Source organism: Streptomyces sp. NPDC001222 (genome assembly GCF_042896945.1).
In the GTDB taxonomy this organism is placed as follows: domain Bacteria; phylum Actinomycetota; class Actinomycetes; order Streptomycetales; family Streptomycetaceae; genus Streptomyces; species Streptomyces gibsoniae.
In genome coordinates this window covers 39,748-52,578 of sequence record NZ_JBIAXT010000045.1, presented here as the reverse complement: position 1 = coordinate 52,578, position 12,831 = coordinate 39,748, and the positions used below count along the sequence as shown (strand labels likewise).

Sequence of the window (12,831 nt, the reverse complement as noted above, 5' to 3'; positions counted from 1 at the left end):
ACCCGGGGGGGGTTTGTATTTGGCGCGCCTCCCGCGCCGGGTCCGGGGGGGGCGCGGCCCCCCCCCCCCCCCGGGGGCGGGGCGCCCCCCCCCCCCCACCCCCGGGGGGCCCCCCCCCCCCCGGGGGGGGGGGGGTCCCGCCCCTCGGTTTTCCGCTCCGGTGTTCAGCCCCCGGACGTGTCCAGCTCCGCGTCCTCGCTGATGCCCGAGCAGTCGTACGGGTCCTTGAGCCAGCCGTCCGGCAGCACCACACGGCTGTTTCCGGACGTCCGGCCGCGCGGGCCGTCGGCGCCGACCGGCCAGGCCTGGTCGAGGTCGAGCTCGTCGAGACCGGCCCGCAGCTCCTGGAGCGAGGAGGTGATCGCGAGCCGCTTGCGCATCTCGGAGCCGACCGAGAAGCCCTTCAGATACCAGGCCACGTGCTTGCGGAAGTCGATGACTCCGCGCGACTCGTCGCCGAGCCACTCGCCGAGCAGGGTGGCGTGCCGGACCATGACGTCGGCCACCTCGCGCAGGGCCGGCCGCACCGGCTCCCCGGTCCGCCCCTCGAAGGCCGCCACCAGATCCGCGAACAGCCACGGCCGCCCCAGGCAGCCACGGCCGACCACGACCCCGTCGCAGCCGGTCTCGCGCACCATGCGCAGCGCGTCCTCGGCCGACCAGACATCGCCGTTGCCGAGCACGGGGATCTCCGGCACATGCTCCTTCAGCCGCGCGATCGCGTCCCAGTCCGCCGTGCCGCCGTAGTGCTGTGCGCTGGTGCGGCCGTGCAGCGCGATGGCCTGCACACCCTCCTCGACGGCGATCCGGCCGGCGTCCAGGTAGGTGAGGTGGCCGTCGTCGATGCCCTTGCGCATCTTCATCGTGACCGGGAGGTCACCGGCTCCGCCGACGGCCTCGCGCAGGATCGCGCGCAGCAGGTTCCGCTTGTACGGCAGCGCGGCGCCGCCGCCCTTGCGGGTCACCTTGGGCACCGGGCAGCCGAAGTTCAGGTCGATGTGGTCGGCCAGGCCCTCTTCCGCGATCATGCGGGCGGCCTTGCCGACGGTCGCCGGGTCGACGCCGTAGAGCTGGATCGAGCGCGGCTGCTCGCTCGCGTCGAACTTGATCAGCTGCATGGTCTTGTCGTTGCGCTCGACCAGCGCCCGGGTCGTGATCATCTCGCTCACGAACAGGCCCTTGCCACCGCTGAACTCCCGGCACAGCGTGCGGAACGGCGCGTTGGTGATCCCGGCCATGGGCGCGAGCACGACAGGCGCCCGGAGGGCGTGCGGACCGACCCGCACCGCGGAGTCCGTCGGCGAGCTCTCCGGGCCCCCCGGGTTCGTCGGGGTCGTCGGATCCGCCGAGGTCGTCGGGTTCGTCGGGGTCATCGTGGACGTGGGCATTTCCCCATTGTCACGCACGCCGGCGGGTACCCGGCACGGGTGGCCCGGTGATCGGGTCACGATGCATCGGTCATTAGTTAGCCGCACTATCGAAATCGTCGTACGATGTTCCCATGCCCGAGCTGAGCCATCGCCGGCGTCTGCTGGTGCTCGCGATCTGCTGTATGAGCCTGCTGATCGTGAGCCTCGACAACACCGTCCTGAACGTCGCCCTGCCCTCGATGCAGCACGAACTGCACGCGACCACGTCGGGGCTGCAGTGGACCATCGACGCCTACACCCTCGTCCTGGCCTCGCTGCTGATGCTGGCGGGCTCAACAGCCGACCGGATCGGCCGCAAGCGCGTCTTCATGGCGGGCCTCGTCGTCTTCAGCGTCGGCTCGCTGCTGTGCTCCCTCGCCCCGAACCTGGAACTGCTGGTCGTGTTCCGGATGGTGCAGGCGATCGGCGGCTCGATGCTCAACCCGGTCGCCATGTCGATCATCACCAACACCTTCACCGACGCCCGGGAGCGGGCCCGCGCGATCGGTGTGTGGGGTGCCGTCGTCGGCATATCGATGGCCGCGGGCCCGCTGGTCGGCGGGCTGCTGGTGGAGTCGGTCGGCTGGCGCTCGATCTTCTGGGTCAACCTCCCGGTGGGCCTCGCCGCGCTCCTGCTCACCCTGCGCTTCGTCCCCGAGTCCCGGGCTCCCAAGGCCCGCCGCCCCGACCCGGTCGGCCAGCTGCTCGTCATCGCCCTGTTCGGCTCGCTGACGTACGCGATCATCGAGGCCCCGGACGCCGGCGCCGCTCGTGTCGTGCCGTTCGCCGCGCTCGCGCTCGTGGCCCTGCTCGCCCTGCTCCGGTACGAGCCCCGGCGCACCGAACCCCTCATCGACCTGCGGTTCTTCCGCTCGGCGCCGTTCAGCGGGGCCACTGTGATCGCCATCAGCGCATTCTCGGCCCTGGGCGGCTTCCTCTTCCTGTCCACCCTCTATCTGCAGAACGTACGGGGCCTGGACGCCCTGCACGCAGGTCTGTGGATGCTCCCGATGGCGGCCCCGACGTTCCTGTGCGCGCCCCTGTCCGGTCGGCTGGTCGGCAGTCGCGGACCGCGGCTGCCACTGCTGATCGCGGGCTGCGCGATGACCGCGAGCGCCGTGCTGTTCGCGGCCTTCGAGGCGGAGACCTCGAACGTCACGCTGTTCGTCGGCTACGTCCTCTTCGGCATCGGCTTCGGCTTCGTCAACGCGCCCATCACCAACACCGCCGTCTCCGGTATGCCGCGCGCCCAGGCCGGTGTCGCCGCCGCCGTCGCCTCCACCAGCCGCCAGCTCGGCCAGACCCTCGGCGTCGCCGTGGTCGGCGCGCTGCTGGCCGCGGGCGTGGGCTCCGGGGCGTACAGGGACACCTTCGTCTCCGCCGCCCGACCCGGCTGGTGGGTCCTCACCGTGTGCGGTGTCGCGGTGCTGTCCCTGGGCGCCCTGACCACGGGCCGCTGGGGCCGCCGGACGGCGGACCGCACGGCGGAGCGGCTCCAGGCGGCCGAGGTGCGCGAGGCAGCCGGAGTCAGCGCCTAGGACTGCGACCGGAGAGCTCCACCGGCACGCGACGCCCGGCACAGCAGTGGTGGGCACCCGCCCCGCGAGGGGCGCGTGCCGCCCCGGCTAGACCGCGACCCGCTCCCGCTCCTTCTCCCGTTCCCGGGCGAGGGAGAGCAGCCGTTCGAGCCCCGCGCGGGACGCGGCGTCGGCGGGTGCGTAGGTCACCATCCGGGGCCCGTCGTGCGGCCCCAGCCACAGGTCCGTGTGGTCCAGCGTCAGCAGACCCACATGGGCGTTGCGGAACTGCTTGCGCTTGCTTCGGGCACTCACCACCTCGTGCAGCTCCCACGCCTCACGGAACTCGGCGGACTCCGCCGACAGCCGCTTGAGCAGCATCTTCCAGGCGGGCTCGCCGAGGTGGCCGGCCATCGAGGCGCGGAACTTGGCGGCCATCAGCCGCATGGTCTCCTCCAGCAGCACGATCGACGCCTGCCAGTCGGGGTTGGTGTAGCAGAGCACCATGCAGTTGCGGTCGGCCGGCGCGATCGCGTCGAGGTCGCACAGCAGCAGCCCATAGGTGCGGTTGTGGGCGAGGATGTCGTACCGGCTGTTCTGGATACAGGCCGGAATCGGCTCCAGCTGCTCCAGCAGGGCCCGCTGGGCCTCGGTGACGGACGGGCAGTGCGCGCCGGGCGCGGGGTCGACGACCCCGGCCAGATTGAACAGATGCGCCCGCTCGCTCACGTCGAGCAGCAGCGCACGGGCGAGGGCGTCGAGGACCTGGACGGAGACCTGGATGTCCCGGGCCTGTTCCAACCAGGTGTACCAGGTGACGCCGACCGCGGAGAGCTGGGCGACCTCCTCGCGGCGCAGCCCAGGGGTGCGACGGCGGCGGCCGCGGGGCAGCCCGACCTGCTCGGGGGTGATGTGCTCGCGGCGGTGGCGCAGGAAGGCCGCCAGTTCGGACCGGCGGATGTCGGAGGCGGGCGTCGCTCTCAGATCGTCCTGGCCGTCGGTCTCCCGGGCCGCCGCCGACTGCTGCACCATGGTCGTCATGCCTCCAGTCTGCCGCCCACCGGACCCTGTTGCCAGGTAGCGCTGCTACCAGGATAAAGGGACTCTGGTACCACGCTGGGAGTTGCCGCAGGCTCTATGTCGTGACCGAGACTCTGATTTCCCGCACCGTCCGCTCCCCGGTGGCGACACCCCAGTTGGGCGGGCTCGGACTGTTCACGGTGCTGCTGGGTGCGGCACTGCCTCTCATCGACTTCTTCATCGTCAACGTCGCCCTCCCGACGATCGGCGGGGACCTGCACGCGAGCGAGCCCGTCCTCGAACTCGTCGTCTCCGGGTACGGACTGGCGTACGCCGTCCTGCTCGTCCTCGGCGGCAGGCTGGGCGACCTCTTCGGCCGGCGCGAGTTCTTCATCGCCGGGATGGCGGCCTTCGGCGTCACCTCGCTGGCGTGCGGACTCGCCCCGAACGCCTGGACGCTCGTCGCGGCGCGCGCCGCCCAGGGAGCGGCGTCGGCGGCGATGCTCCCGCAGGTGCTCGCCACCATCCAGGCGGCGACCAGCGGACAGCGGCGCGCCCGGGCGATGAGCCTGTACGGTGCGACCGCCGGGCTCTCCATGGTCGCCGGGCAGATCCTCGGCGGTGTGCTCGTGGCCGCGGACATCGCGGGCACCGGCTGGCGCTCGGTGTTCCTCGTCAACGTCCCGGTCGTGATCGTCGGCCTGGTCCTGGCCGTGCGGGCGGTCCCCGAGACCCGCTCGCAGCACCCCGAGCCGGTGGACGGCCCCGGCACCGCGCTGCTCGCGGTCTCGCTGCTGACGCTGCTCGCCCCGCTCACCGAGGGCCGGGCGACGGGCTGGCCGCTGTGGACCTGGCTTTCGCTGGCCGCCTTCCCCTTCGCGACCTGGGCGTTCTACGCGGTGGAGCGCCGGGCGGACCGACAGGGCCGGACGCCCCTGGTACCGCCGAGCCTGCTCGCGCTCACCTCGCTGCGACGCGGGCTCGTCCTGCTGGTGCCGTTCTCGCTCGGCTTCAGCGGGTTCATGTTCGTGATCGCGGTGGCGCTGCAGCGCGGTGCCGGGCTCGGGCCGGTCCCGGCCGGTCTCGCCCTCACGCCGATGGCGGCGGCGTTCTTCGCGGTCTCGCTCTGCGGGCCCCGGCTCGTGGCCCGCTTCGGCACCCGGGTGGTCACGGCCGGCGGACTGGTCCAGGGGGTCGGCGTGGCGCTGATGGCGCTCGCCGCATGGCACTCCTGGCCCCATCTGGGCACGGTGGAGCTGCTGCCGGGCGCGGCGGTGGCCGGTGCCGGCCAGGCGCTCCAGCTCCCGATCCTGCTGCGGATCATCCTGTCCGAGGTGCCGCCGGCTCGGGCGGGCGTCGGCGGCGGTGTCATGATCACCACCCAGCAGTCGGCGCTGGCGCTGGGCGTGGCGACGCTCGGCTCCCTCTTCCTGTCCCTGGTGTCCGACTGGGGCATGCGGGACGCACTGGTGACCACGCTCCTGGTCCAGCTGGCCGGGATCGCCCTGACGGTGGCGCTGAGCCTGCGGCTGCCGCGCACGATCAGCTAGTGCCCCAACAGGCGACGTTCGCCCCGTCGCGGCGTCCGGCACGCCCTCTCGCCGCACCGGCCGAAAGCCCAAGTACATCCAGTACGAGGGCTTCCGGACGGCACTCCCCCAAGCTCTTCGAGCAGGGGATACCCCCAGAGCACGCTCCCCCGAGCTCTCGGCTTCGCTCGAGCAGGGGCCCCCATGACTCCGCTCCTTGACGGGCGAACGTTGCTTGCCCGGGCACCAGCACGCGCGCATACGACGGACGACCCCCTCCGCAACTCGCGGCCGGACGCCCCGGGCCCCGCTCGCCCGGGGCCGATCAGGCATCGAGGCCTTGCCGCCACTCCTCAGGGATAGATCTTCTTCCCTTCGGCGAGCATCGCCACGTACTTCTCGATCCGGCGCACCCTCGTCTCGGGCTTCTTGGCGTCCTGCACGCGATACAGGACCGCATAGCGGTTCCTGCTGTCCAGGGTGGCGAAGAAGTCCGCCGCGGCCGGGTCGGCCGCCAGGGCGCGGGCGAGGTCCTCGGGTACCGAAGCCGTCCTCGCACCGTCGTAGGCGGCGTCCCAGCGACCGTCCGCCCTGGCCCGCTCCACCTCGGCCAGCCCCGCCGGGCGCATCCGCCCCTGCTCGATCAGGGCCGCCGCCTTGTCCCGGTTGATCTTGGACCACCTGCTCGCGCGCGTGCGCGGACTGAAGCGCTGCAGCCAGTACTCGTCGTCGAACTTCTTCTTCTGCCCGTCGATCCAGCCGAAGCAGAGCGCCACGTCGAGCGCCTGGGCATAGTCGAGGGCCGCCACTCCCGGCGTCTTCTTCCTGATCTTCAGCCACACACCGGCCGAGGACGCGTGCCGCTCGCCGAGCCACTCCTCGAAGGCCTCGGCGGATGCGAACGCGACGATCTCCAGGTCTTCTGCCACACCGGCAGCCAACCATTCGGCGGACGGCGGCCGTGCCGCATTCGAGCGATTGCGTCATGGTCTCCGTCCCGTCCGGACGGTGACCGGCAGGCGGCGGGTCCGTCAACTCGCCGTACGAAAGCGCCCATCCACCACCGTTGATCTTCCGATTGCTGCACACTCCTTGCTGCGCGAGCGGAGAGGCACTCCCTGGAGGCGTCATGCTGCAGATCAACACGAGCAAGGTCAGCGGCCGGGACCGGAACGGACGTGAGCACGTGGTGCGCGTGCGACGGGCCGGGATGCAGCGCACCATCACCTGCGACACCTGCGGCTGGCGCAGGGACACGCCGTTCCTGCCGTGGCTGAAGGCCGAGGAGCACCTCGCGGAAGCCCACCAGGCGACGCCTGACCCGCGGTAGAACTGTCCGCATGGCAACGGCACTGGACTGGAAACTGGTCGTCGACACGGACAACGCTCCCGCCCTGGCCGACTTCTGGGCGGCGGCGCTGGGATACACGGTGGAGAACAACAGCGCGCTGATCGACCGCCTGCTGGCGGCGGGCGGGCTGCCGGAGGCGGCGGTCGCCGAGCACAACGGGATCCGCGTCTTCCGGGGCTTCGCGGCGATCCGGCACCCCGAGGACCCCTACGACGAGGCGACGGGCATCGGCCGGGGCCGCCGCATCCTCTTCCAGGACGTCCCCGAGCCCAAGAACACGAAGAACCGCCTGCACCTGGACGTGCACGCGGGACCGCAGCACCGTGACGCGACGGTGGCGCGGCTGGAGTCGCTGGGCGCCACCCGCGTCGAGGAGCGGGACAAGGGTCCGGCCGGCCACTGGTGGGTGATGCGGGACCCGGAGGGCAACGAGTTCTGCGTGGCTTAGGACGTCCCCGACGGGCCTGTCGCCCGCAGTCCGCGCAGCAGCAGGTCCACCACCGCGTCGAACTCCGCCTGGATCCCGGGACGCCCCCACTCCCTCGCGTAGAAGGGGTCGTGGAAGCGTCCCGTCGCGTCGAAGACCGCCCGGGCCGTGACCGCCGGGTCGAGTGCCGTCGCGAAGACGCCGCGTGCGGCACCGTCCCGGAGGATCTCCGTGAGCTGGCCGAGGAGGTCCGCGATGTGCTGGTCCACCACCCGGCTGTTCTCCCCGGTCAGCACGGAGAACGTGGCGAACAGTTCCGGGTCGTCGCCCGCCTTGTGCCGCTTGGCCTCGAACAGGGCCGACAGCCAGTCGCGCAGCCGCGCCTCCGGGTCGCTGTCCCGCGCGGCGATCCCGGCGAGTCTGCCGGACGCGCGGTCCAGCCACCGCTGGGTGACCGCCTCACGCAGCGCCGCCTTCGTACGGAAGTGGCGGTAGACGCTGCCGTGGCTGACCCCGAGCGCGCGGGCCACGTCCACCACGGTGGCCTTGGCCGGGCCGTGGCGGCGCAGCACCTCCTCGGTCGCTTCGAGGATGCGCTCGGCGGTCAGGGTCTCGGTGGTCGGTGACATGACTCAGACCGTACCCGGCGCCGTGGTCAGCGCTCGCTGTCGAGGTGAGACATCTGCATGTCGGGGTAGCGGGCGCCGGCCGCCGCGTCCGCCGGCACGGCCGCCTCGATGGTTGCCAGGTCCGTCTCGTCCAGGGTCACCTCGAGGGCACCGAGCGCCTCGGACAGCCGCTCCCGGGTGCGGGCGCCGATCAGCGGCACGATGGCCGCACCGTGCCGCGGCCCCCGCGAGAGCACCCAGGCGATCGCGAGCTGTGCGACGCTGACGCCCTTCTGCTCGGCGATCTTGCGCAGCGCCTCGACCAGACCGAGGTTGTGGTCGAGGTTCGCGCCCTGGAAGCGGGGCGAGAAGGCGCGGAAGTCGTTGGTGCCGAGCTGCCGGTCGCGGGTGAAGTGGCCGGAGATCAGACCGCGGGACAGCACTCCGTAGGCGGTGACGCCGATGCCCAGCTCGCTGACGGTGGGCAGGATGCGGTCCTCGATGCCGCGCGAGATCAGCGAGTACTCGATCTGGAGGTCCGCGATCGGCGCGGTGGCGGCGGCCCGGCGGATGGTGTCGGCACCGACCTCGCTGAGGCCGATGTGGCGGACGTACCCCTTCTCGACGAGTTCGGCGATGGCGCCGACCGTCTCCTCGATCGGGACGTCGGGGTCGAGACGGGCGATGCGGTAGACGTCGATGTGGTCGACGCCGAGGCGCTGCAGCGAGTACGCGGCGAAGTTCCTGACGGCGGCGGGGCGGCCGTCGTACCCGGTCCAGCCTCCGTCGGGGTCGCGGAGGGCCCCGAACTTGACGCTGACCAGCGCCTGTTCACGCCGTGCGGCGGGGGCGGCGCGCAGGGCCTCGCCGATGAGCATCTCGTTGTGGCCCATGGCGTAGAAGTCGCCGGTGTCGAGCAGGGTGACACCCGCTTCCAGGGCCGCGTGGACGGTGGCGATCGACTCGGCCCGGTCGGCGTCGCCGTAGAGGGCGGACATGCCCATGCAGCCGAGGCCGAGGGCGGAGACCTGGGGGCCGGTGGTCCCGAGCTGGAGGGTGCGCATGAAATCTCCCTGGTTCTCTTCGAGCATGCGCCCAGCATGGCATGACAACTGACAGTTTTCAATATCTGTCAGTTGTTATCTGTTACCTGCCACCCGCCACCACCGCGACCCGCATGCCCACATGCCCACAGGCCTCGATTTGGTCCAGACCTATTGACGGAAGGTCTGGACCATTGCACTGTCATGCCTAGGACACCTCACCGCACCCCCACCGGGAGGCCCGCATGATCCGCCACAGGCTCCGCCTGCTCGCCGCCGCCCTGACGGCGGCGTTCCTCGTCCCGCTCTCGGTCGCGACCGCCCCCACCGCGTCCGCGGCCGACACCTGCGCCGTGAAGTCCCGCCCCGCCGGCAAGGTCCTTCAGGGCTACTGGGAGAACTGGGACGGCTCCTCGAACGGGGTCCACCCACCCTTCGGCTGGACCCCGATCACCGACTCCCGTATCGCCGCCCACGGCTACAACGTGATCAATGCGGCGTTCCCGGTCATCCGCTCCGACGGCACCGCGCTGTGGGAGGACGGCATGGACTCGGGAGTGAAGGTTGCGACCCCGGCGGAGATGTGCGCGGCCAAGGCGGCGGGGCAGACGATCCTGCTGTCCATCGGCGGGGCGACGGCCGGCATCGACCTCGGCTCGACGGCCGTCGCGGACCGGTTCGTCTCGACGATCGTCCCGATCCTGAAGACGTACAACTTCGACGGCATCGACATCGACATCGAGACGGGCCTGGTCGGCGGCGGGAACATCGGCCGACTGTCCACGTCCCAGGCCAACCTGATCCGCATCATCGACGGAATCCTGGCCCGTATGCCGTCGAACTTCGGCCTGACGATGGCCCCGGAGACGGCGTACGTCACCGGCGGCAGCATCACCTACGGCTCGATCTGGGGCGCGTACCTGCCGATCGTCAAGAAGTACGCGGACAACGGCCGGTTGTGGTGGCTCGACATGCAGTACTACAACGGCAGCATGTACGGCTGCTCCGGCGACTCCTACGCGGCCGGCACGGTGGCGGGCTTCGTGGCGCAGACGGACTGTCTGAACAAGGGCCTGAGCATCCAGGGCACGACGGTCAAGGTGCCGTACGACAAGCAGGTCCCGGGCCTGCCCGCCCAGTCCGGAGCGGGCGGCGGCTATATGTCACCGTCCCTGGTCTCCCAGGCGTGGAAGCACTACGGCACGAGCCTGAAGGGCCTGATGACCTGGTCGATCAACTGGGACGGCTCGAAGAACTGGACGTTCGGCGACAACGTCAGGGCGCTCCAGGGCCGCTGAGGCCGCGAGCCGGGCAAAAGACACCGGGCGGACCGGAATGATCCAGCCCGCCCGACGTTCGGTACTTCGTGCAGCGGCTAGCAGCCGATCAGACGGCCCGCGAGGTAGCCCTCGATCTGGTCCAGCGAGACGCGCTCCTGCTTCATCGAGTCGCGCTCACGCACCGTCACCGCGTTGTCCTCGAGCGTGTCGAAGTCGACCGTGACGCAGTACGGCGTGCCGATCTCGTCCTGGCGGCGGTAGCGGCGGCCGATGGCGCCCGCGTCGTCGAACTCGATGTTCCAGTTCGCGCGCAGCGCCTGGGCGAGCCCCTTGGCCTTCGGGGACAGCTCCGGGTTGCGGGACAGCGGCAGCACCGCGACCTTCACCGGCGCCAGGCGGTGGTCCAGGCGCAGCACCGTGCGCTTCTCCATCTTGCCCTTGGCGTTCGGGGCCTCGTCCTCGACGTAGGCGTCCAGCAGGAACGCCAGCATGGCGCGGCCGACACCCGCCGCGGGCTCGATGACGTACGGGGTCCAGCGCTCGCCGGCCTCCTGGTCGAAGTACGACAGGTCCTGGCCCGAGGCCTTGGCGTGGGCGCCGAGGTCGTAGTCCGTGCGGTTGGCGACACCCTCCAGCTCGCCCCACTCGTTGCCGCCGAACTGGAAGCGGTACTCGATGTCGGCGGTGCGCTTGGAGTAGTGGGAGAGCTTCTCCTTCGGGTGCTCGTACCAGCGCATGTTCTCCTCACGGAGACCCAGGCCGGTGTACCAGTTCCAGCGCTGCTCCATCCAGTACTCCTGCCACTTCTCGTCCTCGCCCGGCTTGACGAAGAACTCCATCTCCATCTGCTCGAACTCACGGGTGCGGAAGATGAAGTTGCCCGGCGTGATCTCGTTGCGGAACGACTTGCCCATCTGCGCGATGCCGAACGGCGGCTTGCGGCGCGAGGTCTGCTGGACCTGGGCGAAGTTGGTGAAGATGCCCTGGGCGGTCTCCGGGCGCAGGTAGGCGATCGAGCCGCTGTCCTGCGTCGGGCCGAGGTGCGTGGAGAGCAGACCCGAGAACTGCTTGGGCTCGGTGAACATGCCCTTGTTACCGCAGTTCGGGCAGTTGATGTCCGAGAGGCCGTTCTCGGGCAGACGGCCGTGCTTGGCCTCGTATGCCTCCTCCAGGTGGTCGGCGCGGAAGCGCTTGTGGCAGGAGGTGCACTCGGTGAGCGGGTCGGTGAAGGTGGCGACGTGGCCGGAGGCCACCCAGACCTCGGTCGCCAGGATCACCGACGAGTCGATACCGACGACGTCCTCGCGGGACGTGACCATGTAGCGCCACCACTGGCGCTTGATGTTCTCCTTGAGCTCGACACCCAGCGGTCCGTAGTCCCAGGCGGCGCGCTGTCCGCCGTAGATCTCGCTGCACGGGAATACGAAGCCACGGCGCTTGCTCAGGCTGACGATGGTGTCGATCTTGTCGGCGGCCACGGTGCTCTCTTCATTACGACGACGGGCGACGAAGCGACTGCTTCAGAGCATTGCTTCAGAGCGAATGCTTCAGGTTACCGGCGGGGGCTCCCCTCCAATCAAATCGGTATGGCACCTGGAGCGGGTCCCCGGGTGTACCGAGCCGTTACCCGGGGATTGTTGACAACGGTTTCCATATTTGTTGAAAATGACTGTCATGAACATAGGTCGACGTCTGATACCCGGGACCGCGGTCGCCGCTGTCACCGCACTGGGCCTCGGAGCCCTCTCCGCCTGCTCCCTCACCAGTGCCGAGGGCAACACCGGGAAATTCGACGTCGTCGCGTCGTTCTATCCGATGGCGTTCCTCGCCGAGCAGATCGGCGGGAAGAACGTCCACGTCACCAGTCTCACCCAGCCCGGCCAGGAGCCGCACGACCTGGAGATCAGCGCCCGGCAGACCGCGCAGCTCCAGGAGTCCGACGCGGTGCTCTACCTCAAGAACCTCCAGCCCTCCGTCGACGACGCGGTCGCCCAGTCCGAGATCAAGACGAAGATCGACGCCGCCTCCCTGACCACGCTGGAGGAGCACGGCAACGAGGTCGGCGGCCACGCGGCCGCACACGACACGCACCAGGGCGAGGAGTCCGGCGCCAAGGACCCCCACATCTGGCTCGACCCGGTCCGCTACGCCCAGCTCGCCCAGGGCGTCGGCAAGGCCTTCGAGAAGGCCGATCCCAAGCACGCGGCCGACTACGCGAAGAACACGGCGGCCCTGGTCAAGAGGCTCGACGACCTGAACCAGCAGTACGCGACCGGGCTGCGGAACACCAAGGGCAAGGTCTTCATCACCACCCACGCCGCCTTCGGCTACCTCGCCGAGCGCTACGGCCTCACCGAGGAGGCCATCAACGGCCTGGACCCGGAGTCCGAGCCCAGCACGGCGCGGGTGCGGCAGCTCGAGAGCATCGCGAAGGCCGACGGCGTCTCCACGGTCTTCTACGAGACGCTCGTGAGCGACAAGACCGCGAAGACCGTCGCCCAGGACGCGAAGCTGAAGACGGACGTCCTCGACCCGCTCGAGGGCATCACCGCCAAGTCGCGCGGCAGCGACTACTTCCAGGTCATGCAGTCCAACCTCAAAGCCCTGCAGACAGCCCTGGAGGCCAAGTGACACCGGAGGGTGCGGC

At 70.4% G+C, this 12,831-nt stretch carries 12 protein-coding genes; 6 read left to right on the top strand and 6 right to left on the bottom strand.

The genetic code is table 11. The features are described from left to right. Window positions 1–164: 164 nt before the first annotated feature. Window positions 165–1,373, bottom strand: a complete 1,209-nt coding sequence (gene dusB / locus ACFY2Z_RS37305) for a tRNA dihydrouridine synthase DusB (protein ID WP_390748438.1) — start codon at window positions 1,371–1,373, stop codon at window positions 165–167. A gap of 128 nt (window positions 1,374–1,501) precedes the next feature. Here dusB and ACFY2Z_RS37300 point away from each other — a divergent pair, with 128 nt between their 5' ends. Then, window positions 1,502–2,947 (top strand): MFS transporter, encoded by a 1,446-nt coding sequence (locus tag ACFY2Z_RS37300; RefSeq protein WP_390748437.1) that lies wholly within the window; start codon window positions 1,502–1,504, stop codon window positions 2,945–2,947. 87 nt (window positions 2,948–3,034) lie between these two features. Here ACFY2Z_RS37300 and ACFY2Z_RS37295 read toward each other — a convergent pair whose 3' ends face one another. After that, complete coding sequence (locus ACFY2Z_RS37295) at window positions 3,035–3,967, bottom strand: helix-turn-helix domain-containing protein (protein ID WP_390748436.1); 933 nt, start codon at window positions 3,965–3,967, stop codon at window positions 3,035–3,037. A gap of 101 nt (window positions 3,968–4,068) precedes the next feature. Here ACFY2Z_RS37295 and ACFY2Z_RS37290 point away from each other — a divergent pair, with 101 nt between their 5' ends. Further along, window positions 4,069–5,496 (top strand): MFS transporter, encoded by a 1,428-nt coding sequence (locus ACFY2Z_RS37290; protein WP_390748435.1) that lies wholly within the window; start codon window positions 4,069–4,071, stop codon window positions 5,494–5,496. 332 nt (window positions 5,497–5,828) lie between these two features. Here ACFY2Z_RS37290 and ACFY2Z_RS37285 read toward each other — a convergent pair whose 3' ends face one another. After that, entirely contained in the window at window positions 5,829–6,404 is a 576-nt protein-coding gene (locus ACFY2Z_RS37285) for a YdeI family protein (RefSeq protein WP_390748434.1), read from the bottom strand. Between the two features lie 200 nt (window positions 6,405–6,604). Here ACFY2Z_RS37285 and ACFY2Z_RS37280 point away from each other — a divergent pair, with 200 nt between their 5' ends. Further along, window positions 6,605–6,805 carry a hypothetical protein gene (locus ACFY2Z_RS37280; RefSeq protein ID WP_390748433.1) on the top strand — a complete coding sequence of 67 codons (201 nt, stop codon included), beginning with the start codon at window positions 6,605–6,607 and terminating at the stop codon, window positions 6,803–6,805. A gap of 10 nt (window positions 6,806–6,815) precedes the next feature. Then, a complete protein-coding gene (locus ACFY2Z_RS37275; RefSeq protein WP_390748432.1) occupies window positions 6,816–7,274 on the top strand; it encodes a VOC family protein in 459 nt (152 codons plus the stop codon). Here the strand turns inward: ACFY2Z_RS37275 and ACFY2Z_RS37270 are convergent. Together ACFY2Z_RS37270 and ACFY2Z_RS37265 are read right to left on the bottom strand one after the other, a co-directional pair. Next, the gene (locus ACFY2Z_RS37270; RefSeq protein WP_390748431.1) at window positions 7,271–7,882 is read right to left on the bottom strand and encodes a TetR family transcriptional regulator; all 612 of its coding nucleotides are present in this window, start codon (window positions 7,880–7,882) and stop codon (window positions 7,271–7,273) included. The two genes, ACFY2Z_RS37275 and ACFY2Z_RS37270, sit on opposite strands and share 4 nt — an antisense overlap. A gap of 26 nt (window positions 7,883–7,908) precedes the next feature. Then, window positions 7,909–8,952, bottom strand: a complete 1,044-nt coding sequence (locus ACFY2Z_RS37265; RefSeq protein ID WP_390748430.1) for an aldo/keto reductase — start codon at window positions 8,950–8,952, stop codon at window positions 7,909–7,911. Between the two features lie 197 nt (window positions 8,953–9,149). Between ACFY2Z_RS37265 and ACFY2Z_RS37260 the strand changes: the two genes are divergently transcribed. Beyond that, window positions 9,150–10,202 carry a chitinase gene (locus ACFY2Z_RS37260; RefSeq protein WP_390748429.1) on the top strand — a complete coding sequence of 351 codons (1,053 nt, stop codon included), beginning with the start codon at window positions 9,150–9,152 and terminating at the stop codon, window positions 10,200–10,202. A gap of 77 nt (window positions 10,203–10,279) precedes the next feature. Here ACFY2Z_RS37260 and ACFY2Z_RS37255 read toward each other — a convergent pair whose 3' ends face one another. Continuing rightward, window positions 10,280–11,662 (bottom strand): glycine--tRNA ligase, encoded by a 1,383-nt coding sequence (locus ACFY2Z_RS37255; RefSeq protein WP_390748428.1) that lies wholly within the window; start codon window positions 11,660–11,662, stop codon window positions 10,280–10,282. A 196-nt stretch (window positions 11,663–11,858) separates the two neighbouring features. Between ACFY2Z_RS37255 and ACFY2Z_RS37250 the strand changes: the two genes are divergently transcribed. After that, window positions 11,859–12,815 carry a metal ABC transporter substrate-binding protein gene (locus tag ACFY2Z_RS37250; RefSeq protein WP_390748427.1) on the top strand — a complete coding sequence of 319 codons (957 nt, stop codon included), beginning with the start codon at window positions 11,859–11,861 and terminating at the stop codon, window positions 12,813–12,815. Window positions 12,816–12,831: the final 16 nt, after the last annotated feature.

Bases quoted from the DNA above. Each gene is read 5' to 3' on its own strand.
- dusB (WP_390748438.1), bottom strand. From the start codon at position 1,373: ATGACCCCGACGAACCCGACGACCTCGGCGGATCCGACGACCCCGACG.
- ACFY2Z_RS37300 (WP_390748437.1), top strand. From the start codon at position 1,502: ATGCCCGAGCTGAGCCATCGCCGGCGTCTGCTGGTGCTCGCGATCTGC.
- ACFY2Z_RS37295 (WP_390748436.1), bottom strand. From the start codon at position 3,967: ATGACGACCATGGTGCAGCAGTCGGCGGCGGCCCGGGAGACCGACGGC.
- ACFY2Z_RS37280 (WP_390748433.1), top strand. From the start codon at position 6,605: ATGCTGCAGATCAACACGAGCAAGGTCAGCGGCCGGGACCGGAACGGA.
- ACFY2Z_RS37275 (WP_390748432.1), top strand. From the start codon at position 6,816: ATGGCAACGGCACTGGACTGGAAACTGGTCGTCGACACGGACAACGCT.
- ACFY2Z_RS37270 (WP_390748431.1), bottom strand. From the start codon at position 7,882: ATGTCACCGACCACCGAGACCCTGACCGCCGAGCGCATCCTCGAAGCG.
- ACFY2Z_RS37265 (WP_390748430.1), bottom strand. From the start codon at position 8,952: ATGCTCGAAGAGAACCAGGGAGATTTCATGCGCACCCTCCAGCTCGGG.
- ACFY2Z_RS37260 (WP_390748429.1), top strand. From the start codon at position 9,150: ATGATCCGCCACAGGCTCCGCCTGCTCGCCGCCGCCCTGACGGCGGCG.
- ACFY2Z_RS37250 (WP_390748427.1), top strand. From the start codon at position 11,859: ATGAACATAGGTCGACGTCTGATACCCGGGACCGCGGTCGCCGCTGTC.